The sequence below is a fragment of the Porphyrobacter sp. HT-58-2 genome, from assembly GCF_002952215.1.
Lineage (GTDB): Bacteria > Pseudomonadota > Alphaproteobacteria > Sphingomonadales > Sphingomonadaceae > Erythrobacter.
In genome coordinates this window covers 505,274-525,077 of record NZ_CP022600.1, presented here as the reverse complement: position 1 = coordinate 525,077, position 19,804 = coordinate 505,274, and the positions used below count along the sequence as shown (strand labels likewise).

Sequence of the window (19,804 nt, the reverse complement as noted above, 5' to 3'; positions counted from 1 at the left end):
TCCCATACCGTTTTTGCTTGCGAGGGCGCGCGGCTTGCGTAACTTCCCTCGCAAACCGCTACAGCGGCATGGGAGAGAAAAATCATGAGCATGCACCCCATCGCGCACGCCGCGACCCGCCCGGATCATCCCGCCGTCATCATGACCGGGTCGGGCAAGCAGATCACCTATGGCGAGATGGAGGCGGAATCGAACCGCTTCGCCCACCTGCTGCGCGCCCATGGCATCAAGGCAGGCGACGCCTTTGCGGTGCTGCTTGAAAACCGGATTGAGTACTTCACCCTGATCTGGGGCTCGCAGCGCGCGGGCACGATGCTGGTGCCGATCTCAAGCCGCCTGACCGCGCCGGAAGCTGCCTATATCATCCGCGATTCGCAGGCGAAGCTGCTCATCACCAGCGGCTATTTCGCCGGGATGCTGGCGGATATCCGCAAGGAATGCCCCGGCCTTGCCGTGCTGGTCATGGACGCAGGCGATGCGGAGGACTTCGCCGCCGCCCTCGCCGCTCAGGCCCCCAGCCCGATTCCCGATCAGAGCGCGGGCATGGTGATGCTCTATTCCAGCGGCACCACCGGGCGGCCCAAGGGCATCCGCCCCGCCCCGCCCGAAGATCCCGACCCGCAGGCGGCGGTGCCGCTGGTGGGGCTCGCGGTGATGGGCGCCGGGATGCCGACCGATGGTTCGATGGTCTATCTCTCCCCCGCCCCGCTCTACCACGCCGCCCCGATTGGCTGGTGTTCGGTCGTCCACCGGCTTGGCGGGACCGTGGTGATGATGGAGAAATTCGATCCTGAGGAGGCGCTCGCCGCTATCGCAAAATACAAGGTCACCGACAGCCAGTGGGTGCCGACCCATTTCGTGCGCTTCCTCAAGCTCGATCCGGCAATCCGGACGAAATACGATCTCTCCAGCCACCAGCGCGCGCTCCACGCCGCCGCACCCTGCCCGGTGCCGATCAAGCAGGAGATGATCGCCTGGTGGGGCGAGATCGTGAACGAATACTACGCCGGTAGCGAAAGCATCGGGATGACGATGATCCGCTCGGCCGACTGGCTCACCCACCCGGGCAGCGTCGGGCGGGCGATCTATGGCACGCTCCATATCTGCGGGCCGGATGGCGAGGAAGTGGGGCCGGGCGAGGATGGCCTGATCTATTTCGAGAACGCCCTGCTCCCCACCTATCACAATGATCCCGACAAGACCCGCGAGGCGATGCACCCGAAAGGCTGGATGACGCTGGGCGACATCGGCCATCTCGACGCCGACGGCTTCCTGTTCCTGACCGACCGCAAGAGCCACATGATCATCAGCGGCGGGGTGAACATCTACCCGCAGGAGATCGAGAACCTGCTCGTCACCCACCCCAAGGTGATGGACGCCGCCGTGATCGGCGCGCCCTGCCCTGATCTCGGCGAGAAGGTGGTGGCCGTGGTGCAGCCGCGCGACATGGCGGATGCCGGCCCCGCGCTGGAAGCGGAGCTGCGCGATTTCCTCTCGGGCAGCCTGTCGAAGATCAAGATGCCCAAGCTGTTCGACTTCCGCCCCGATCTCCCGCGCGAGGCCAATGGCAAGCTCTACAAGCGCGAGCTGCGCGATGAATTCGCGGCGAAGGCGGCTGCGGCATGAGTGGTGAGGCCGTTCTGCCGGGCGATATCGCCCGCCGGGTGATCGACCCCCACGCCTATGCCCAGTGGGACGGGCTGCTCGACACCTTCGACGCGATCCGTGCGAAAACCCCGGTCGCCAAGGTGCAGCCCGACACGCCGGGCCTGTTCGAGCCGTTCTGGCTCGTCACCCGCTATGACGACGTCATGCGGATTTCGAAGGACAATGCCGCCTTCCTCAACAACCCGCGCCCGGTGGTGTTCAGCTTCAATCAGGCGATCGAATTCAGCCGCGCGGCGACCGGATCGAACATGCTGGTCGATTCGCTGGTGGTGTTCGACGCGCCTATCCACCCCAAATACCGCAAGCTGACGCAGGAATGGTTCATGCCCCGCAACCTCGCCCAGCTGGAAGGCGAGCTGCGGACGCTGGCGGCGGCGACGGTGGATCGGATGCTGGAACAGGGGTCTGAGGTCGACTTCGTCAAGGAAGTCTCCGGCCCCTATCCCCTGCGCGTGGTCATGCAGATCCTCGGCGTGCCGCCTGAGGACGAATTCCGGATGCAGATGCTCACCCAGCAATTGTTCGGCGGGCAGGACAAGGACCTGTCGGGCAGCGGCATGGACCAGATGACGCCGGAACAGGTGGTGCAGATCGTCGCAGGTGCAGTGAAGACCTTCGAGGATTACTTCGCGGCGCTAGCCGAAGATCGCCGGAAGAACCCGACCGACGATGTTGCCAGCGTGATCGCCAACGCCACCGTGGACGGCCAGCCGCTCCCCCCGCGCGACATGGCGGGCTATTACATCATCGTCGCCACCGCCGGGCATGACACCACCAGCGCAAGCACGGCAGGGGCGATGCAGGCGCTGGCGCGCGATCCCGAACAATATGCCCGCGTCCGCGCCGACCGCTCGCTGCTCCCCGGCATCGTCGAAGAGGCGATCCGCTGGACCAGCCCGGTGCAGCACTTCATGCGCACCGCGGCCGAGGATTGCGAGATCGGCGGGCAGCAGATCAAGGCGGGCGACTGGCTGATGATCAACTACGTCGCCGCCAATCACGACCCCGCCCAGTTCCCCGATCCGCGCCGTTTCGACGCGGCCCGCTCGCCCAACCGCCATCTCGCCTTCGGGGCGGGGGCGCACCAGTGCCTTGGCCTCCATCTGGCGCGGCTGGAGATGAAGATCCTGTTCGAGGCGATCCTCGACCGGGTTGCCGCGGTCGAACCGGCGGGCGAGGCCAAGCGCGCCAGCAGCACTTTCGTGGGCGGATTGAAGACCTTGCCGCTGCGCGTGACCCCCGCCTGAAATCGACAAACTCCGTCCGATTCCGCTTTGTCTTCAAAGGTCTTTGCCCTAGTTTTGCGGGCATGGGATTCTGCTTTTGCCTTCCGTTTCCGGCGCGTTCGGCATGAGCCTGCTTGCGCCTCACAATCTGCCCTTTCTCATCGCCTTCGGGGCGCTGGGGCTGGTTGCGCTGCTGGCCCTGACCGGCGTGGGCGAAGCGCTGGAAGGCGCGGGCGATTTCGACGCGCCTGACGGACTGGCCGCCAGCGGTATTGGCGAGGCATTGTCGGCGCTGTTCGGTCTGGGACGGGTGCCGCTGATGGTGTGGCTGGCCTGCCTGCTGTTCACCTTCGGCACCATCGGCGTCATCGGTCAGGGCGTGCTGGCGAGCATCCTCGGCACACCACTGCCTGCGCCGCTCGCAGCTCTGCTGGCGGGAGGAGCCGCGCTGCCGCTCAACGGCCTCACTGTCAGGCCGCTCGCCGCGATCATGCCGCGTGACGAAACCACCGCCGTCAGCCTCGATGATCTGGTGCGGCGCGATGCGGAAATCCAGATCGGCACCGCACGAGCCGGATCACCCGCCCGCGCCCGCGTGACCGACCGCCACGGGCAGGCCCACTTCGTCATGGTCGAACCCCATGACACCAATACCGAATTGCGAGAGGGCGAGACCGTCCTCCTCGTCCGGCGCGAAGGCCAGATCTTCTTCGCCGTCCACTATGAAAGCCCGCTGCTCGGGCTCGATGCTTAAGGGAGCACGCTCATGGACTTGATCACGATGGCCATCATCGGCGGGGGCGCGGCTTGCTCGTCTTCGTCATCTTCATCGCCTTCCTGACCACGCTCTACCGCAGAGCGACGAAGGAAACCGCCTTCGTGCGCACCGGTTTCGGCGGCGAGAAGGTCGTGATGAACGGCGGCGCGCTGGTCTTCCCGGTGTTCCATGAAGCCATGCCGGTGAACATGAACACCCTCGTCCTCAGCGTCGTGCGCCGCGATGCCGAGGCGCTGATCACGCTCGACCGGCTGCGGATCGACGTGAAGGCGGAATTCTACGTCCGCGTCCGCCCCGATGCCGAGGCCATTGCGATGGCCGCCCAGACGCTGGGGATGCGCACCATGCAGCCCGATGCGCTGAAGGATCTGGTCGAAGGCAAGTTCGTCGACGCGCTGCGCTCGGTCGCGGCGGGGATGACGATGAACGAACTGCACGAACAGCGCGCCGATTTTGTGCAGAAGGTGCAGCAGGTCAGCTCCAACGACCTCGCCATGAACGGTCTGGAGCTGGAATCGGTCTCGCTCACCGGGCTCGACCAGACCAGCATCGAACACTTCAACGCCAACAACGCCTTCGACGCGGAAGGCCTGACCAAGCTGACCGAGCAGATCGAGGCGCGCAAGAAGCTGCGCAACGACATCGAGCAGGATACCCGCGTCCAGATCGAGACGAAGAACCTCGAAGCCGACAAGAAGAGCTTCGAAATCTCGCGCGATCAGGAATATGCGCGGCTCGAACAGGAACGCGAGGTGGAAATCCGCCGCGCGGCGCAGGCGGCGGAAATCGCCCGCGAACAGGCGGAGCGCAACCGCGAGGCCGAAGTCGCCCGGATCACCGCCAAGAAGCAGGTCGATGCCCAGCAGATCGAAGCGGACCGTCTGGTCGAGGAAGCCCGCATCGATCAGCAGCGCGCGCTCGAAATCGCCCGGCAGGAACAGCAGATCGCTGTGCAGAACAAGTCGCGCGAGGAAAGCCAGGCCAAGGCCGAAGCCGATGCCGCCCGCGCCAAGGCGGTCGAGGCCGAGGAACGGGTCGCCACCGCGCGCGAAAGCGAAATCGCCGAGCGTCAGAAGAAGATCGAGCTGATCGAAGCCGCCAAGCAGGCCGAACGCGATGCCATCGCGATCAAGGTGCAGGCCGAAGCGGAAAAGGACGCCGCGACCAACCGCGCCGACGCGATCAAGTTCGAAGCCCAGGGTGAGGCCGAGGCCGAAAAGCTGCGTGCCGAAGCCGCGCGGGTGCGGTTCGAGGTTGAGGCCGCGGGCCAGCGCGCCATCAACGAGGCGGCGAATATCCTCTCGATGGAGCAGATCAGCCTCCAGACCAAGCTGGCGCTGCTCAAGGTGCTGCCCGAGGTCATCCGCGAAAGCGCCAAGCCGATGGAAGCGATCGATTCGATCAAGATCGTGCAGGTTGACGGGCTCACCAATGGCGGGCGCGCGGCGAACGACAGTGCAGGCGGCAATGGCGGCGGCGGAGCCGGGTCAGGCAACCTCGCCAGCGATGCCGTGGCAGCGGCGCTCGCCTACCGCGCCCAGGCGCCCGTGCTCGATGGGCTGATGAAGGAACTGGGGCTGGATGGCTCCAACCTGTCGGGTCTGGTCAAGGGCGCAGCGGACGCGGTGGAGACCCCGCCGCCTGCCTCGCCTGCGCCGGCCAAGCCGGCCGCTGCGCTCGAGGCCGCCAAGCCCACCAAGCCCCGCGACAATGACGCGGATGATGCCAAGGGCGTCGAAGCGGCGGAGTAATGGAGCGCACGAGGGGCGGCGCTGCTGCCCCTCGCCCGTTACTTCAGCAGATCCAGGGCAATCGCCCGGACATCCGCTCCCATGTCGGGCCGGGCGAGCGCGATTGCCAGCGTCGCCTCGACAAAGCCGACCTTGCTGCCGCAATCGTAGCGGTTGCCGTCGAACGTAACGGCGTGGAACGGCTGCTGACCGATCATCTTTGCCATCGCGTCGGTCAGCTGGATTTCCCCGCCCGCACCCTTGCCCTGATTCTCAAGCACGCGCATCACCTCGGGCTGGAGGATATAGCGGCCCGAGACGATCTTGTTCGAAGGCGCCTCGGCCACCGGGGGCTTCTCGACCAGACCGCGCACCTCGGTCAGCGCGCCTTCGGTCTTGCCGGGGTCGATCACGCCGTAGGACGAAACCTGCTCCATCGGCACCTCCAGCACCGAGATGAGATTCCCGCCGACTTGGGTGTAGGCCTCCACCATCTGCTTCATGCAGCCGGTGCCGCCTTCACGCGCGACCATCAGTTCATCGGGGAGGAAAATCGCGAAGGGCTCGTCCCCCACGATCGCGCGGGCGCACCAGATCGCGTGACCAAGGCCCAGCGGCACCTGCTGGCGCACCGCGATCACATCGCCCGGAGTCGCGCGGGTGCAATCGAGCACCGAGGCATCCTTGCCGCGTTCGGACATGGTCTTTTCGAGTTCGAAGGCGATGTCGAAATGTTCGACAATCCCCGTCTTGCCGCGCCCGGTGACGAAGATCATCTGCTCGATCCCCGCCTCGCGCGCTTCATCGACAGCGTACTGGATCAGCGGCCGGTCAACCACCGGCAGCAGCTCCTTGGGCACCACCTTGGTTGCCGGCAGAAACCGGGTGCCAAGCCCCGCCACGGGGAAAACGGCTTTACGGATCGGCTTGGGAGACATTGCACGCCTTTGCTTGATCGGATCAGAAAGTCGACCGCCCGCGTTTTTTCTTTTCGCCGTGCCGCGCCAGCCGGACAAGGTCAATCGCGCAATCGATAATGCGCGCGCCTGCGGGCCACGAGTTGCGCGAAAGTCACTTTCGGCTAAGGGATTGGCCATGGACAAGCTCATCATCCGCGGCGGCAACCGCCTTTCCGGCACCATCCCGATTTCCGGCGCAAAGAACGCCGCGCTCACGCTGATTCCGTGCGCGCTTCTCACCGAGGAGCCGCTGACGCTGCGCAACCTGCCGCGCCTCGCCGATATCGACGGGTTCCAGCACCTGATGAACCAGTTCGGCGTCACCACCGTGATTCAGGGCACGCGCCCAGAGGATTTCGGCCGGGTGATGAGCATGGAGGCGACCCGTATCACCTCCACCGTCGCGCCCTATGATCTCGTCCGCAAGATGCGCGCTTCGATCCTCGTGCTCGGCCCGATGCTGGCGCGCGCCGGCGAGGCGACGGTGTCGATGCCGGGCGGCTGCGCGATCGGCAACCGGCCCATCGACCTGCACCTCAAGGCGCTCGAAGCCTTTGGCGCAAAGATCGAACTGGCGGCAGGCTATGTCCGCGCCACCCAGCCCGATGGCGGGATGCCGGGCGGCGATTTCGATTTCCCGGTGGTGAGCGTCGGCGCGACCGAAAACGCGCTGATGGCCGCGGTGCTGGCGAACGGCACCAGCCGGTTGTTCAACGCTGCGCGCGAGCCGGAGATCGTCGATCTGTGCAACATGCTCGTCGCGATGGGCGCGGAGATCGAGGGGATCGGCACCTCCAACCTCACCATCCACGGCGTCAAGCGCCTGCACGGCGCGACCTACCGCGTCATGCCCGACCGCATCGAGGCCGGCTCCTATGCCTGCGCCGCGGCGATCACCGGGGGTGAAGTGCGTCTGGAAGGCGCGCGGGCTGACGAGATGATGGCGACCATCCATGCGCTGCAGGCGATCGGCTGCGACGTGTCGTGGGATGCCAAGAGCGTCACCGTCGGCGCGAGCGGCGCTCTGAAAGCCACCAACCTCACCACCGCGCCCTATCCGGGCCTCGCCACCGATATGCAGGCCCAGCTGATGGCCCTGCTGTGCAAGGCCGAAGGCGCGAGCGTGCTGAAGGAAACGATCTTCGAAAACCGCTTCATGCACGTGCCGGAACTCGCGCGGATGGGCGCCGACATCACCACCGAAGGCCGCACCGCGATCGTCAAGGGCGTCGAGCGTCTCACCGGCGCGGAAGTCATGGCCACCGACCTGCGCGCCTCGATGAGCCTCGTGATCGCCGCTTTGGCTGCCGAGGGCGAGACCACCGTGCGGCGGCTCTATCACCTCGACCGCGGCTATGAGCGGCTGGAGGAGAAGCTCCAGCTGGTCGGCGCGGATATCGAGCGGGTGGACGACTAGGCCCGCCCCCCGTCATTGCGAGGAGCACGGCGACGAAGCAATCCAGAGCGGCTCTGCTCGCACCCTGGATTGCCGCGCGGCTGCGCCGCTCGCAATGACGACAATCAGGCGTTCACCACCAGCCATACCCGGATTGCGCTGGCGAGACCGGGGGGTGTGGGGGACTTGATCCGTTCGGCGTCAATGCGAGCGACGAGAGCGGCAATCGCCATCCCCTCGCGCGCGGCGGCGTTGCGCAGCATTTCCCAGAACAGCGGCTCAAGGCTGATCGAGGTCGAATGGCCCGCGATGGTCAGCGAGCGTTTGACCGGGGGGTGATAGGGGGAGGGCGTCTCCATGCCTGCACTTTAGCAGCGTTTGTGGTCGCATCGCTATTTGCGGAAAACCGGTTCCCACTTTTCTGCGCAAAGCTCCGGATTACGCCGCTTCGAAGTCGTCCACATATTCGGGGAGGAACACCGGCTCGCGCTCCGACCAGCCCGCCGCCGTGGCGGCAGCTTCGGAGAGGCTCTGCAACAACAGCTTGCGCCGTTCGGGGCGGATCACCGGCAGGGCGCTAGCGGCGCAGAAGGCGGCCGGAAGATAAGGCCGCACCCGGGCGCCCAGCAGGCGTTCATAAAGGAAGCGGAAGGCCGAAAAGCTCGCCAGTCGCTCCTGCTCCAGGTCAAAGGCGGCGAGGCGCACCAGCTTGCCGAGGAAACGCTCGACCTCGCCCGGCGTGTCATCCTGCGGGATCAGCGCGCGAAGGGCCTTGAGATCCTGATAGGCGACATATTGCCGGCGGATCCCAACATTCTCACCCTCGCTGCGGCCCCAACGCCGGAAGGCATCGGTACGGGCGAGGCCAATGTCGAGGCTGCGCTTGATGTAACGCTGCTCGGCAGGGGCGAACCCTGCGAATTCCCGCATCTCGGCAATCGGCATCATCATGGCGCGTCTCTCCTTCGGACGGAGAGAACGTCGCACGACATGGTTAATTAAGCGTTAGGTAGGAAGAACAGCCCCGGTCCGCCAACGGGCGGGCCGCAAGGGCGATCGCCCGCCCCCGCGGAGGCGACGGCGAAGCCGTCTGGCCGCGAGCGAAAAAGACTCAGATCAACCCGGCCAGCGGGCTGCTGGGATCGGCATACATCCTCCGCGCCATGCGCCCGGCCAGATAGGCCTCGCGCCCGGCCTCGACCGCGAGTTTCATCGCACGGGCCATGCGGATCGGGTCTTTCGCCTCGGCGATGGCGGTGTTCATCAGGATGCCGTCGCAGCCGAGCTCCATGCCAACCGCCGCGTCCGAGGCCGTGCCGACACCGGCATCGACCAGCACCGGCACCTTGGCACCTTCGACGATCAGGCGGATGGTGACGCGGTTCTGGATGCCGAGCCCCGAGCCGATCGGCGCGCCCAGCGGCATGATCGCAACCGCGCCCGCATCTTCCAATTGCTTGGCCGCAATCGGATCATCGGCGCAGTAGACCATCGGCAGGAAGCCTTCCTTGGCCAGCACCTCGGTGGCTTTCAGAGTCTCGCGCATATCGGGATAGAGTGTGCGCGCCTCGCCCAGCACTTCGAGCTTCACCAGATCCCAGCCGCCCGCCTCGCGCGCCAGCCTCAGCGTGCGCACAGCTTCCTCACCGGTGAAGCACCCGGCGGTGTTGGGGAGGTAGGTGATCTTCTTGGGGTCAATGAAATCGGTCAGCATCGGCGCCTTGGGGTCAGAGACGTTCACGCGCCGCACCGCGACCGTGACGATCTCCGCCCCGCTGGCTTCGACCGCGGCGGCGTTCTGCTCGAAGCTCTTGTACTTGCCGGTGCCGACGATCAGGCGCGAGCGGAAGGTGCGGCCGGCAACCGTCCACGTATCGGCGTGGTCCCCTCCACCGACAAAATGCACGATCTCCAGCACATCGCCGTCACCCAGCGCCACATCGGCCAGCGTTGATCGCGGGACGATCGCCCCATTGCGTTCAACCGCGACCTTTTCCGGCGCAAGCTCCAGTTCGCGCACCAGATCGGCGATGGTGGCGGCCGCCGAACGATGCGGGGCGCCGTTGAGGGTGATGCTCTTGCTCATGGTCGTGCTCATGCTGGCCGACATAGGCGCTCAGCCAAAGGCTGCAACCATGAGTTTGGGGAAGCTCAGCGCGCGGCGCGCAGGTTCAGCACATGACCGACAGAAACCACCGCCACGCCCACCAGCGTCAGCAACAGTTCGTTGGTGCCATGCGGCACGAACAGAGCAGCGGCCATCAGCACCAGCCCCAGCGCCGCCACAGCGAACGGCAGCATCCGGCGGTGGCGCAGGATCCCCCAGCCGATCGCCACAGCCGCAACGATCAAGGCCAGCAGCAAACCGACGCGGTGGATATTCTCATCAAGGAGGAAGTGTCCGCCCAGCCCCAGCGCCGAGATCACCACCAGGGTCAGCAGGCAGTGCAATGCGCACAGCCCCGCCAGCGCAATCCCGATCTGATCGAGTCGGCGCCGCAGCGAGGCCCGACTCGCGGGAGGAAGAGCGTCAGGGGTCATTGCACCTGCCCACATATGTAATGTTGTTACATTGTGCAAGGCGGACTTGTGCAGCTGATCTTGCAGTGGCCGCACCGGAGTTTGCGGCAAACGGGCTTGCGCCAGAGGCAGCGCGGAGACAAAGGACGGGACGTCATGGCCACCTCCGCCTCCGTATCGAACCTGTTCCGCGCAGCGCCGGACAGTCGCGCTCGCCCGCTGGCGCTGGCGCGCTGGCTTGAATGCGTTGGCTTGCTGGTGGTCACGATCGTGCTGGTCGGCGGCATTACCCGTCTGACCGAAAGCGGGCTGTCGATCACCGAGTGGAACGTCGTCACCGGCATCCTCCCGCCGCTGACCGAGGCGGCATGGCAGGCCGAATTCGCCAAGTATCAGCTCACCGCCGAATACCGGATCGAAAGCGGACCGGCGGGGATGGATCTGGCGGCGTTCAAGTTCATATTCTTTTGGGAATGGTTCCACCGCATCCTTGGCCGGGTGATCGGGCTGGCCTTCCTGCTGCCATGGCTCGTGTTCATGCTGCGGCGCGCGATCCCGCAGGGCTATGACTGGCGGCTGGCGGCGATGTTCGCGCTGATCTGCGGGCAGGGCGCATTGGGTTGGTACATGGTGTCTTCCGGCGTGGGCGAGAGCGACCTTACCGATGTCAGCCATTTCCGCCTGTCGGCCCACCTGCTGACGGCACTGTTCCTGCTCGCCGGGCTGGTGTGGACAGCGCGCGATCTCAGGATGCTCGTCCGCGATCCGGCGGCTCGACCCGCCCCTCTGACGGCTGGATCGGCTGTCGTTGGCGCGGTGCTGTTTGTGCAATTGCTGCTGGGCGCCTGGGTGGCAGGTCTGAATGCAGGCCATGCCGCCTATGACTGGCCTCTGATGAACGGTCGGCTGGTGCCGGAGGTGGACTGGTCTTCGGGCGTTATCTTTACGCTCACTCATGATCCCTTCCTGCTGCAGTTCATGCACCGCTGGTGGGCATGGGTCGCGGTCGCCGCACTGGTGTGGCTCGCGCGCCGTGTGCGCAAGAATGATCGCTTCGCCTCGGTCGCCGTCCACACTGCTTTCGGGACGATGGTGCTGCTGGGCATCGCGACGGTAATGAGCGGCGTCTCGCTGTGGATCGCCGCTGCACACCAGCTGGTCGGCGCGCTGACCGTGGCGGCGACTATACGGGCGATGCATTCCGACGGTCTGGCCCGGAGCGAGGCCTGATGCAGGACGAGGGAGCTGGAGCCGCGCTGGTGTGGTGCCCGTTTCCCGACATGGACAGCGCCCGCGCCGCCGCCGATGCCCTGCTCGATGAACAGCTGATCGCCTGTGCCAACATCTTCGGCGCCATCGAATCCCGCTTCGTATGGGATGGCGCACGCGCGAGTGGCAGAGAGATCGGGGTGCTGTTCAAGACTATCGACACCCATCTGCCGCTCGTCATCAACCGTTTGGGCTCGCTGCATCCCTATGATACACCCGCCATCATCGGCTGGCGCAGCGATGCCGCACACCCGGCGACCTTCGCGTGGCTGGCCACTGCATGCGGATCGGAGCCGGACGCGGCCATGTGACGGAACGACTTTGGGGGGCAGGAATGGACATGAGCGCGAGCACCCGGCGATCGGTGATGGCTGTGCTGCTCGGCATGGGACTTTCGATCGGGATGGGACCACGCCTGCCCCGGCTTCGTGCCGCTCCCGCCTTGCCCTTGCGGCTACCTGACACCCCCTTGCAGCTGATGCGCGTGCTTGAACGCGGACTTCAGGGTGGCGGCGCGATAACCGTGCGCCGCAGTTGGCTGGTGCAATTCTCCCGGCAGGCGCGCGGGATTCTCGCAACCGGCCATCAGAACGCGGTCGAGGTGAACGCTCCGCCCCAGCTTGCCGGTCTCGCTCGCCTCGAAGAGCAGCGCGATACCGGGGGGATGTTCCCGCTGATGCTGTCGGAAAGCGGCGAAATCCTTGTTCCGGGAAAGGGTGGAGAGGATCGCGAGTCGATCGCCGCCGCCCTGCGTCTGGCCGAGGCCATGATTGCCCGCAGCCCCGGCCCGGCGAGCGAACACGCGCGGCTGCGCCATTATCTCGCCGAGATGCATCGTGCCGGGTCAGGCGCGCTCGATGCCCTGCCCACGGATCTGTTGTTCCCTGCCGGGGAAACGATCGAGCGCAGCGAGACGGTCAACCTGCCAGATGGCCTGACCGGGCGCTTTGGGCTGGTCTACAAGGCCGAGCCTCAGCCCGACGCACCATGGTTGCATCACGCCGAACGTCGGGTGGAGACCGTGCTCGGCGACCTCAGCTCGGCCAGCCGCGAGACCTGGTCACTGGCACCGATCTGAGCCCCCACACATCTGCGGTATTATTTTACCCTATCGGAATTTCCCGCTTTTGCTTGACTTTCGCGGGGTCGGACGACATTTGCGCCGCACCTCTCCACCCGGCCGGCTGATCGGGGGGCGATTCTTCCGGACAGCATCCGAAAGACAGTTTTGAACCAAGGACACATGCCATGAAGGCGCTCACCAAGCAGACCCGGTCGATCAAACCGGCCGAGGTCGAAAAGAACTGGCACATCATCGACGCCGACGGTCTCGTCGTGGGTCGTCTGGCCTCGATCATCGCCAACATCCTGCGCGGCAAGACCAAGCCGAGCTACACCCCGCACGTCGATTGCGGCGATCACGTGATCGTCATCAACGTCGACAAGGTGAAGTTCACCGGCAACAAGATGGGCGACAAGGTCTATTACAAGCACACCGGCCACCCCGGCGGCATCAAGGAAACCACCCCGGCCAAGGTGCTGGGCGGCCGTTTCCCCGAGCGCGTGCTCGAAAAGGCTGTCGAGCGCATGATTCCGCGCGGTCCCCTCGGCCGTCAGCAGATGAAGGCGCTGCACCTCTATGCCGGCACCGAGCATCCCCATGACGGCCAGAAGCCGCAGGTGCTCGACGTCGCTTCCATGAACCGCAAGAACAAGGTGGCCGCATAATGGCTGATGAAACCACCACCGTCTCGGATCTCGCCGATCTGAAGGACATCGCCGCTGGCGTCCCGCAGGGCGACGCTGCCGAAATCGCCCGCGTGGCCGCGCCGCTGCGCGAACGTGAGATCGACGCGCAGGGCCGCTCCTACGCCACCGGTCGCCGCAAGGACGCGGTTGCCCGCGTGTGGGTCAAGCCCGGCACCGGCAAGATCACCATCAATGGCCGCGATCAGGAAACCTATTTCGCGCGTCCGACCCTGCGCCTGGTGATCAACCAGCCCTTCACCGTCACCGACCGTGCCGGCCAGTACGATGTCGTCGCCACCGTGCGCGGCGGCGGGCTTTCGGGTCAGGCGGGCGCCGTGAAGCACGGCATCGCGCAGGCGCTCAGCAAGTATGAGCCCGAATTGCGCGGCGCAGTGAAGGCCGAAGGCTTCCTCACCCGCGACAGCCGCGTGGTCGAGCGCAAGAAGTACGGCAAGGCCAAGGCCCGCCGCAGCTTCCAGTTCTCGAAGCGTTAATCGCGCGTCCGATAACGGATACAGAAAGGGCGGCCCCGCAAGGGAGCCGCCCTTTTCGGTTTGGCAGCTCGGCAAGCGTCAGCGTTGCAGCAGCATGATCCCGAATGTGAGGCCGCTGCCCGAGAAGAAGATCGGCCACGACCAGTACATCCTGATCTGGTCAACCTGCACGATGTGGATTGCAAGAGGCCCGGCACTGGTGCCCTGCGAACCAATCACCAGCGCAATCGTTGCCGCCAGGATCGCACCGAATATCAAGGCCTTGATCATATCCATCGCCATCACCTGCTGCTTGCGGGTTGGACAGGAAGGCCGCCACGAACGCCAAGCGCGGCCTCTCGACCCGATTTCACCAACAAAACCTTAACGCCAATCATAGGGAAAAGGTTAAAGCGCGGCCTCGTCAGGTTGCGTAACGGTGGTCGCTGCAGCGATGCGCAGGCGGGTCTCGATCACGCCTCCCGGCGCGCAGGTGATGACCCGCCAGGATGGTGGCGCTCCATGCCGCAGGCGGGTGGAGAGCGTGCCGGTACCGATCATGCGCATTGACCGGCCATCGACTTCACGCTGTTCGTCGAACGGTACGTGGACATGGCCCGAAATCACCGCATCGGCGCCTGCTGCGGCAATCCGGGCAAAGGCCTCGTCACCGCCGATGGTCGGGTTCTTGCGCGCCTCCTGCGGCCCCAGCAGCGGATGGTGGGCAATGACGATGATGGTTCGGGGATCACCCTTCAGCGCGGCCAGCGCGTCGAGCGTCGCCTGAAGCGCGGCAGGCCGCACGACGCCATCAGACCACGGAAAACGGGTCTGCGCGCTCACCGTCGTGCGCAGCGGCACCAGCACCACATCGCTCGAGCAGAACCCTCCGCCCACCGCCGCTTTCAGTCTCTCATAGCGGCGAAAGGGATCGGTGAACCGCTCCCACGGATTGTAATATGGCATGTCGTGATTGCCCGGCTCCAGCACCACCGGCACACCGAGCGAAGCGAACCATGCCTGCGCCGCGGCATATTCGGAATGCTTGGCACGCTGGGTGAGATCGCCGGTGCAAACGAGCGCGTCGGGGCGTTCATCGGCAACCGCGCGCGCAACAGCATCAAGCGCGGCGCGATCCTCCACGCCGAAATGCACATCGCTGATATGGAACAGGCGGGTCGGCATGAGGCCCCTATAGCCGCCGTCCAAGGATAAGCCACGCGGCAACGCCGTTGCACACCGTATAGGCCCCATAGGCCCAGGCAAACACAGGCCACCCTTCGACCGACAGCAGCAGCGCGAAGAACAGCACGGCAAATTCGCTCACCAGCGCCGCCCGGCGACCAAGGGTGCGGCTGGTCTGCGGCAAGCGGGCGAACATCGGGTGTCCGCTTTCGAACACCGCCCGATTGAGCGCGAAATTGGCGATTCCGAGCAGGAAGATGATCACCGTGGCCAATCCCATACCGGCAATATGGCGACGCGCCGGTCGATTGGAAACCGCCATTTGTCCGCCATTGGCGGCCCTTGGTCTTGTACCCCGCGCACCGGTCGAGTGGGCCGGCGGGGTTCATCGACCACCGGATGCGGGCCTCGCGCCGGGCAGGTATCCAGAGTTTCAGCAGGATGCCTGACATCCCCCCCCGGATCGCCCCCAATCCGATCCCAGGCCCCTGCAGATGGAGGATGAAGACATGAAACCCCTTGCGAAAACAGTGATCCATACCCTTGCCGCTGTCGGCCTTGCCGCCGCCGCGGTCAGCCCCACCCTCGCCGGTGAGATGCAGCGGATGACCATCAAGGTTCAGACGGCCGACCTCGATCTCGCCACGGCGGAGGGCCAGAAGACGCTCGACCAGCGGGTCGCCAAGGCGGTGCGTCAGGTGTGTCGCACCCAGAGCCACACTGGCGGGTCGCGAGTGCTGTCAATGGATGCGGCTGCCTGCCTCGCCAAGGCCCGCGCCGATGCGAACCGCCAGGTCGCTATCCTGATGTCGAATGAGCAGCGCGGCGGCTGAACCGCGTCAGCTTCGCTGCATCGCCCCCCGCGCGGTGCAGACGATACGGCCCGAACCCTTCCAGTCCCTGGGGTTCGGGCCGTTTTTTGTGTGCCGATCGCGCATGCGCGCGAAGCAGACCTCTCGCCCCGCCTCCCCACCCGGCCACCATAACATAGTGGTACTATTGGTGGCCGGGTGGGGAGGTGGGGCGGGCGGTTTGCGCCACCGAACGTGGCACGCAAACAAGGGGTCTACCTTCCCGCCATTGCCTTTACACGGGCAAGATAGGTGCGGCCGATACGCAAGGCCTCGCCATTGACCAGCTCGGCTGACCACACGCCAAGGCCATCGTGCCTGAGCCCGCGGATATGGTCACGGCGCAGGATGGTCGAACGGTGGATGCGGATGAATTGCTCGGGATCGAGGCGCTCCTCCAGCCCGGCGATGGTCTGGAGCAGCAAATAGGATCGTCCCGCCTCCGGCCCGCCGACATGCAGGCGGACATAGTCACGCTCGGCGTCGATCTGATGCACCTCGCTCACCGCGATCCGCAGCAGCTCGGAACGATGTGGCACCCACAATTCGTCAAGGTAACGGCTCGCCTTCTGGCGGCGCTGGCCGCGGCGAGCGACAGCACGTTCGATCGCGCGTTCGAGCCGGTCGGCGGAAACGGGTTTCAGGACATAATCCACCGCCTCCAGATCGAAGGCCTCCACCGCAAAATGATCATGCGCGGTGACGAAGATCACCACGGGGGCCTGTTCCTGCTCGGCGAATCGACGTGCCACGCCCAGCCCGTCGATTTCGGGCATGGTCATGTCCAGCAGCACAAGATCCGGCGCGAGCTTTTCGGCCAGCCGCAGGGCCGCGGCGCCATCGCTGGCGGTGCCGACCACGCGCACAGCAGGGATTTCGGCGCAGATGACCTGCACGCGCTCCACCGCGAGCGGTTCGTCATCGACGATAAGGGTGCGAAGGGCGGCTGTTTCGGTCTCGGTCTCAGGCATTGTGGTTTGCAAGCCTCGGGGTGAGCGGCAGGGTAAGCGGGATACGGATCTCGGTGCAATAGCCGTCCGGCACGGGGCCGGAGGTGAAGCCGATATCGGGGCCGAAGCGCGCCTCCAGCCGGTCACGCACATTGGCAAGCCCGATGCCGAAACCATGGCGCTCGCCTGGCGGCACACCCGGCCCGTCATCGCTGACCGTCACCACCAGCCGATCGAATTCCTCGCGCGCGGCCAGCGTGATCTTCACCCGGCGCGATACGGCAGAGACGGCATACTTCACCGAATTTTCGACCAGCGGTTGCAGGATCATGCCCGGCACGCGCGCTTCCTCCAGATCAGGCGGAAGATCGAATTCGCTCACCAGCCGGGTGGGAAAGCGCACCGCCTCGATATCGAGATAGAGCTTTTGCAGGTCGAACTCGTCCTTCAGCGCGACGTCCGCAGTCGGCTCATTGGCGAGGCTGTGGCGGTAGAAGCGGCTGATGGTCTGGATCATCCGCTCGGCCCGGTCAGCCTTGCCGGTCATCACCAGCGCGGAAAGCGAATTCAGCGTGTTGAACAGGAAGTGCGGGTTCACCTGATAGCGCAGGCTCCGCAATTCGGCGGCCTTGGCGGCGGAACGGAATTGCTCTTCACGGCGCTGGGCCGCGCGGGCCTGCACGCCTGCCAGCAGGGCGAAATAGGTCGATGCCCATGCCAGCAGCAGGAAATAGCGTCCCAGCGCCACGTCGAGCAGCTTGCGCCAGAAATCGGCATAGGTTTCGGCAGGGGCGATGATCACGCTTTGCGAATCCACCACCTCGCCTTGGTCGTTGGCGGACGGAGCCGTCCCCGGCACGGTCGCGCCGAAGCGGCGCACTGGCACATCAACCAGCAGATTGCCGGCCTCGTCGCGCCGGACATTGAGGTTCAGCCGGTCGGCGTAAGCCTTCTCGTAGGCCGACCCCATGTCCCTGAAGACGAGGTAATTGATCTGCCCGATGGCCAGCGCGACCGGCAGAGCCAGAGCAATCGCGGCGGAAATCTTGAGCCACAGCGCCCGATTGTCGAACAACCGCAGCAACAGCCATAACACCACGGTAAACGCCACGCCCGCCGCGGTTACCGCCAGCCGTCTCCAGCCCAGTTCGAACTGGAAATCGAAATCCATCACGAGGCTGCGCACGGTGGCCAGCGCGAAATAGGTCGCCCACAGCACCACCATCGAGAACAGCACCATGCGGAAAGGCACGGTGGCGGCGGATTCACCGGATGCGGTTTCGCTGGACAAGGTCGTGGTCATTATGTCGACCAGCGATACCGCGCCTGCCCGGTCAAGGCTACCGGGCAGGGCGAAGGTTGTCGGGCAGAGACTCGCCTTGGTCGAATGATGAACGGTTGTTCACAATCGACGAATGTTGTTGGTGGCCACCCAAGGCAGCGCCGCGATGATTCAATCCCGGGGCTTGATCATGTCTGCAGGCACCACCCACTGGGCGAACTGCTCTTCGGTCAGCAGGCCGAGCGCCAGCGCGGATTCCTTCAGTGTCGTCCCTTCGGCATGGGCCTTCTTGGCGATCTTGGCGGCATTGTCGTAGCCGATATGGGGGTTCAGCGCGGTGACCAGCATCAGGCTTTCGTTGAGCAACTGGGTGATGCGGGTCTGGTTGGCCTCGATCCCGACGACGCAATTGTCGGTGAAGGCGTGGGACGCATCGGCGATCAGCTTCATCGACTGCAGCACGTTGTAGATGATCACCGGCTTGAACACGTTCAATTCCAGATGCCCGTGCGATCCGGCGACCGTGACAGCCACATTGTTGCCCATCACCTGTGCGCAGACCATCGTCATCGCCTCGCACTGGGTCGGGTTGACCTTGCCCGGCATGATCGAGGAGCCCGGTTCATTGGCAGGCAGGCTGAGTTCGCCGAGGCCGCTGCGGGGGCCGGAGCCCAGCAGGCGGATATCGTTGGCGATCTTCATCAGGCTGACCGCCAGCACGTTCAATGCGCCCGACATCTCGACCATCGCATCATGCGCGGCGAGCGCTTCGAACTTGTTGGGCGCGGTGACAAAGGGATGGCCGGTCTCTGCCGCCACTTCGGCCGCAAAGGCGGTGTCGAACCCGACCTTGGCGTTGATCCCGGTGCCGACCGCCGTGCCGCCCTGCGCCAGCTCGAGCGCGCGCGGCAGCGCCGCTTCGACGCGCTTGATCCCATAGGCGACCTGCGCTGCGTAGCCTGAGAACTCCTGGCCGAGCGTCATCGGAGTCGCATCCTGCAAATGGGTGCGACCGATCTTGACGATCGATCCGAATTCCTTCGCCTTGGCGTCCAGCGCGCCGTGCAGCTTGGTCAGCGCCGGAACCAGATGTTCGATGGCCTCGCACGCCGCGGCAATGTGCATCGCGGTCGGGAAGGTGTCGTTCGACGACTGCCCCATGTTGCAATGATCATTGGGGTGAACCGGGGTCTTGCCGCCCTTCTTGCCGGTCAGGATCTCGTTCGCGCGGCTCGCGATCACCTCGTTGGCGTTCATGTTCGACTGGGTGCCGGAACCGGTCTGCCACACCACCAGCGGGAACTGGTCGGCCAGCGTGCCGTCGATCACCTCGCGCGCGGCCTGGACGATAGCCTCGCCGATCCCGGCATCAAGCACGCCCAGTTTCATGTTGGCCTTGGCTGCCGAAAGCTTCTGGATGCCGAGCGCCCGCACCAGCGCGGGTGGCATCTTCTCTCCGCCAATGGGAAAATTGACGATCGAACGCTGGGTCTGCGCGCCCCAGTGGACGTGGGCCGGAACCGCCACCTCGCCGAGCGAATCAGTCTCGATCCGCACTTCGCCACCATTCGCCGTCATGTCACTCATCGAAGCCATCCCTCACTGTGTCGATATGGAATCCCATAGGAACCGGCGCCCCCCTAAGCACCGGCGCGCGGCGAGGTCAAAGGGCGAAATCGCCAGCGCATCCTGCTCTCACACGCAGCCCAAAGGCCTTGGAACCGGCGGCGCGCACGTTTAAGGAGGGGTTGACGGACTGTATTGCACT

The 19,804-nt window shown here is 65.3% G+C and carries 22 protein-coding genes; 11 read left to right on the top strand and 11 right to left on the bottom strand.

What is annotated here, in order from left to right:
* The first annotated feature begins 90 nt into the window (after window positions 1-90).
* The 4 genes from CHX26_RS02605 (at window position 91) to CHX26_RS02590 (ending at window position 5,423) form a co-directional block, all read left to right on the top strand.
* Complete coding sequence (locus CHX26_RS02605; RefSeq protein WP_172449874.1) at window positions 91-1,626, top strand: acyl-CoA synthetase; 1,536 nt, start codon at window positions 91-93, stop codon at window positions 1,624-1,626.
* Entirely contained in the window at window positions 1,623-2,915 is a 1,293-nt protein-coding gene (locus CHX26_RS02600) for a cytochrome P450 (protein ID WP_104941025.1), read from the top strand. The genes CHX26_RS02605 and CHX26_RS02600 overlap by 4 nt, the downstream gene beginning before the upstream one ends.
* A gap of 103 nt (window positions 2,916-3,018) precedes the next feature.
* A complete protein-coding gene (locus CHX26_RS02595) occupies window positions 3,019-3,648 on the top strand; it encodes an OB-fold-containig protein (protein WP_104941024.1) in 630 nt (209 codons plus the stop codon).
* A 53-nt stretch (window positions 3,649-3,701) separates the two neighbouring features.
* On the top strand, window positions 3,702-5,423 hold the full coding sequence (locus tag CHX26_RS02590; protein ID WP_104941023.1) for a flotillin family protein: 1,722 nt from the start codon (window positions 3,702-3,704) through the stop codon (window positions 5,421-5,423).
* Window positions 5,424-5,461: 38 nt separating this feature from the next.
* On the opposite strand, the gene CHX26_RS02585 is transcribed toward CHX26_RS02590, so the two are convergent.
* Window positions 5,462-6,340, bottom strand: coding sequence for a UTP--glucose-1-phosphate uridylyltransferase (locus CHX26_RS02585; protein WP_104941022.1), 879 nt, complete (start codon window positions 6,338-6,340; stop codon window positions 5,462-5,464).
* A gap of 157 nt (window positions 6,341-6,497) precedes the next feature.
* Here CHX26_RS02585 and murA point away from each other — a divergent pair, with 157 nt between their 5' ends.
* Entirely contained in the window at window positions 6,498-7,778 is a 1,281-nt protein-coding gene (gene murA, locus CHX26_RS02580) for a UDP-N-acetylglucosamine 1-carboxyvinyltransferase (RefSeq protein ID WP_104941021.1), read from the top strand.
* A gap of 104 nt (window positions 7,779-7,882) precedes the next feature.
* Here murA and CHX26_RS02575 read toward each other — a convergent pair whose 3' ends face one another.
* The 4 genes from CHX26_RS02575 to CHX26_RS02560 form a co-directional block, all read right to left on the bottom strand.
* Window positions 7,883-8,116 carry a ribbon-helix-helix domain-containing protein gene (locus CHX26_RS02575; RefSeq protein WP_104941020.1) on the bottom strand — a complete coding sequence of 78 codons (234 nt, stop codon included), beginning with the start codon at window positions 8,114-8,116 and terminating at the stop codon, window positions 7,883-7,885.
* A gap of 79 nt (window positions 8,117-8,195) precedes the next feature.
* Complete coding sequence (locus tag CHX26_RS02570) at window positions 8,196-8,708, bottom strand: hypothetical protein (protein WP_104941019.1); 513 nt, start codon at window positions 8,706-8,708, stop codon at window positions 8,196-8,198.
* Between the two features lie 160 nt (window positions 8,709-8,868).
* Window positions 8,869-9,843: a sulfur carrier protein ThiS gene (gene thiS, locus CHX26_RS02565; RefSeq protein WP_104943208.1), complete on the bottom strand. Its 975-nt coding sequence runs from the start codon at window positions 9,841-9,843 to the stop codon at window positions 8,869-8,871.
* A 65-nt stretch (window positions 9,844-9,908) separates the two neighbouring features.
* Window positions 9,909-10,298 (bottom strand): MerC domain-containing protein, encoded by a 390-nt coding sequence (locus CHX26_RS02560; protein WP_104941018.1) that lies wholly within the window; start codon window positions 10,296-10,298, stop codon window positions 9,909-9,911.
* Window positions 10,299-10,433: 135 nt separating this feature from the next.
* On the opposite strand from CHX26_RS02560, the gene CHX26_RS02555 reads away from it, so the two are divergent.
* From CHX26_RS02555 to rpsI, 5 genes are all read left to right on the top strand, one after another.
* Window positions 10,434-11,507, top strand: coding sequence for a COX15/CtaA family protein (locus tag CHX26_RS02555; RefSeq protein ID WP_104941017.1), 1,074 nt, complete (start codon window positions 10,434-10,436; stop codon window positions 11,505-11,507).
* On the top strand, window positions 11,507-11,857 hold the full coding sequence (gene cutA / locus CHX26_RS02550) for a divalent-cation tolerance protein CutA (protein WP_104941016.1): 351 nt from the start codon (window positions 11,507-11,509) through the stop codon (window positions 11,855-11,857). Before CHX26_RS02555 ends, cutA begins: the two co-directional genes overlap by 1 nt.
* 29 nt (window positions 11,858-11,886) lie before the next feature.
* Window positions 11,887-12,624, top strand: coding sequence for a hypothetical protein (locus CHX26_RS02545; protein ID WP_146107628.1), 738 nt, complete (start codon window positions 11,887-11,889; stop codon window positions 12,622-12,624).
* Between the two features lie 170 nt (window positions 12,625-12,794).
* Window positions 12,795-13,274 (top strand): 50S ribosomal protein L13, encoded by a 480-nt coding sequence (gene rplM / locus CHX26_RS02540; RefSeq protein WP_104941014.1) that lies wholly within the window; start codon window positions 12,795-12,797, stop codon window positions 13,272-13,274.
* The gene (rpsI, locus tag CHX26_RS02535; RefSeq protein WP_104941013.1) at window positions 13,274-13,789 is read left to right on the top strand and encodes a 30S ribosomal protein S9; all 516 of its coding nucleotides are present in this window, start codon (window positions 13,274-13,276) and stop codon (window positions 13,787-13,789) included. The genes rplM and rpsI overlap by 1 nt, the downstream gene beginning before the upstream one ends.
* A 78-nt stretch (window positions 13,790-13,867) precedes the next feature.
* On the opposite strand, the gene CHX26_RS02530 is transcribed toward rpsI, so the two are convergent.
* The 3 genes from CHX26_RS02530 to CHX26_RS02520 form a co-directional block, all read right to left on the bottom strand.
* The gene (locus tag CHX26_RS02530) at window positions 13,868-14,065 is read right to left on the bottom strand and encodes a hypothetical protein (RefSeq protein WP_233997244.1); all 198 of its coding nucleotides are present in this window, start codon (window positions 14,063-14,065) and stop codon (window positions 13,868-13,870) included.
* A gap of 111 nt (window positions 14,066-14,176) precedes the next feature.
* Entirely contained in the window at window positions 14,177-14,953 is a 777-nt protein-coding gene (locus CHX26_RS02525; protein WP_233997243.1) for a metallophosphoesterase family protein, read from the bottom strand.
* A gap of 7 nt (window positions 14,954-14,960) precedes the next feature.
* The gene (locus tag CHX26_RS02520) at window positions 14,961-15,233 is read right to left on the bottom strand and encodes a hypothetical protein (protein WP_104941011.1); all 273 of its coding nucleotides are present in this window, start codon (window positions 15,231-15,233) and stop codon (window positions 14,961-14,963) included.
* Window positions 15,234-15,483: 250 nt separating this feature from the next.
* Here CHX26_RS02520 and CHX26_RS02515 point away from each other — a divergent pair, with 250 nt between their 5' ends.
* Window positions 15,484-15,786, top strand: coding sequence for a UrcA family protein (locus CHX26_RS02515; RefSeq protein WP_172449656.1), 303 nt, complete (start codon window positions 15,484-15,486; stop codon window positions 15,784-15,786).
* 233 nt (window positions 15,787-16,019) lie between these two features.
* Here CHX26_RS02515 and CHX26_RS02510 read toward each other — a convergent pair whose 3' ends face one another.
* The 3 genes from CHX26_RS02510 to fumC form a co-directional block, all read right to left on the bottom strand.
* Window positions 16,020-16,775, bottom strand: coding sequence for a LytR/AlgR family response regulator transcription factor (locus CHX26_RS02510; RefSeq protein WP_104941009.1), 756 nt, complete (start codon window positions 16,773-16,775; stop codon window positions 16,020-16,022).
* Window positions 16,768-18,057 (bottom strand): histidine kinase, encoded by a 1,290-nt coding sequence (locus CHX26_RS02505; RefSeq protein ID WP_104941008.1) that lies wholly within the window; start codon window positions 18,055-18,057, stop codon window positions 16,768-16,770. The genes CHX26_RS02510 and CHX26_RS02505 overlap by 8 nt, the downstream gene beginning before the upstream one ends.
* A gap of 150 nt (window positions 18,058-18,207) precedes the next feature.
* Complete coding sequence (gene fumC / locus CHX26_RS02500; protein ID WP_104943206.1) at window positions 18,208-19,614, bottom strand: class II fumarate hydratase; 1,407 nt, start codon at window positions 19,612-19,614, stop codon at window positions 18,208-18,210.
* Window positions 19,615-19,804: the final 190 nt, after the last annotated feature.

Bases quoted from the DNA above. Each gene is read 5' to 3' on its own strand.
- CHX26_RS02605 (WP_172449874.1), top strand. From the start codon at position 91: ATGCACCCCATCGCGCACGCCGCGACCCGCCCGGATCATCCCGCCGTC.
- CHX26_RS02600 (WP_104941025.1), top strand. From the start codon at position 1,623: ATGAGTGGTGAGGCCGTTCTGCCGGGCGATATCGCCCGCCGGGTGATC.
- CHX26_RS02595 (WP_104941024.1), top strand. From the start codon at position 3,019: ATGAGCCTGCTTGCGCCTCACAATCTGCCCTTTCTCATCGCCTTCGGG.
- CHX26_RS02585 (WP_104941022.1), bottom strand. From the start codon at position 6,340: ATGTCTCCCAAGCCGATCCGTAAAGCCGTTTTCCCCGTGGCGGGGCTT.
- murA (WP_104941021.1), top strand. From the start codon at position 6,498: ATGGACAAGCTCATCATCCGCGGCGGCAACCGCCTTTCCGGCACCATC.
- CHX26_RS02575 (WP_104941020.1), bottom strand. From the start codon at position 8,116: ATGGAGACGCCCTCCCCCTATCACCCCCCGGTCAAACGCTCGCTGACC.
- CHX26_RS02570 (WP_104941019.1), bottom strand. From the start codon at position 8,708: ATGATGATGCCGATTGCCGAGATGCGGGAATTCGCAGGGTTCGCCCCT.
- thiS (WP_104943208.1), bottom strand. From the start codon at position 9,843: ATGAGCAAGAGCATCACCCTCAACGGCGCCCCGCATCGTTCGGCGGCC.
- CHX26_RS02560 (WP_104941018.1), bottom strand. From the start codon at position 10,298: ATGACCCCTGACGCTCTTCCTCCCGCGAGTCGGGCCTCGCTGCGGCGC.
- CHX26_RS02555 (WP_104941017.1), top strand. From the start codon at position 10,434: ATGGCCACCTCCGCCTCCGTATCGAACCTGTTCCGCGCAGCGCCGGAC.
- cutA (WP_104941016.1), top strand. From the start codon at position 11,507: ATGCAGGACGAGGGAGCTGGAGCCGCGCTGGTGTGGTGCCCGTTTCCC.
- CHX26_RS02545 (WP_146107628.1), top strand. From the start codon at position 11,887: ATGAGCGCGAGCACCCGGCGATCGGTGATGGCTGTGCTGCTCGGCATG.
- rplM (WP_104941014.1), top strand. From the start codon at position 12,795: ATGAAGGCGCTCACCAAGCAGACCCGGTCGATCAAACCGGCCGAGGTC.
- rpsI (WP_104941013.1), top strand. From the start codon at position 13,274: ATGGCTGATGAAACCACCACCGTCTCGGATCTCGCCGATCTGAAGGAC.
- CHX26_RS02530 (WP_233997244.1), bottom strand. From the start codon at position 14,065: ATGGATATGATCAAGGCCTTGATATTCGGTGCGATCCTGGCGGCAACG.
- CHX26_RS02525 (WP_233997243.1), bottom strand. From the start codon at position 14,953: ATGCCGACCCGCCTGTTCCATATCAGCGATGTGCATTTCGGCGTGGAG.
- CHX26_RS02520 (WP_104941011.1), bottom strand. From the start codon at position 15,233: ATGGGATTGGCCACGGTGATCATCTTCCTGCTCGGAATCGCCAATTTC.
- CHX26_RS02510 (WP_104941009.1), bottom strand. From the start codon at position 16,775: ATGCCTGAGACCGAGACCGAAACAGCCGCCCTTCGCACCCTTATCGTC.
- CHX26_RS02505 (WP_104941008.1), bottom strand. From the start codon at position 18,057: ATGACCACGACCTTGTCCAGCGAAACCGCATCCGGTGAATCCGCCGCC.
- fumC (WP_104943206.1), bottom strand. From the start codon at position 19,614: ATGACGGCGAATGGTGGCGAAGTGCGGATCGAGACTGATTCGCTCGGC.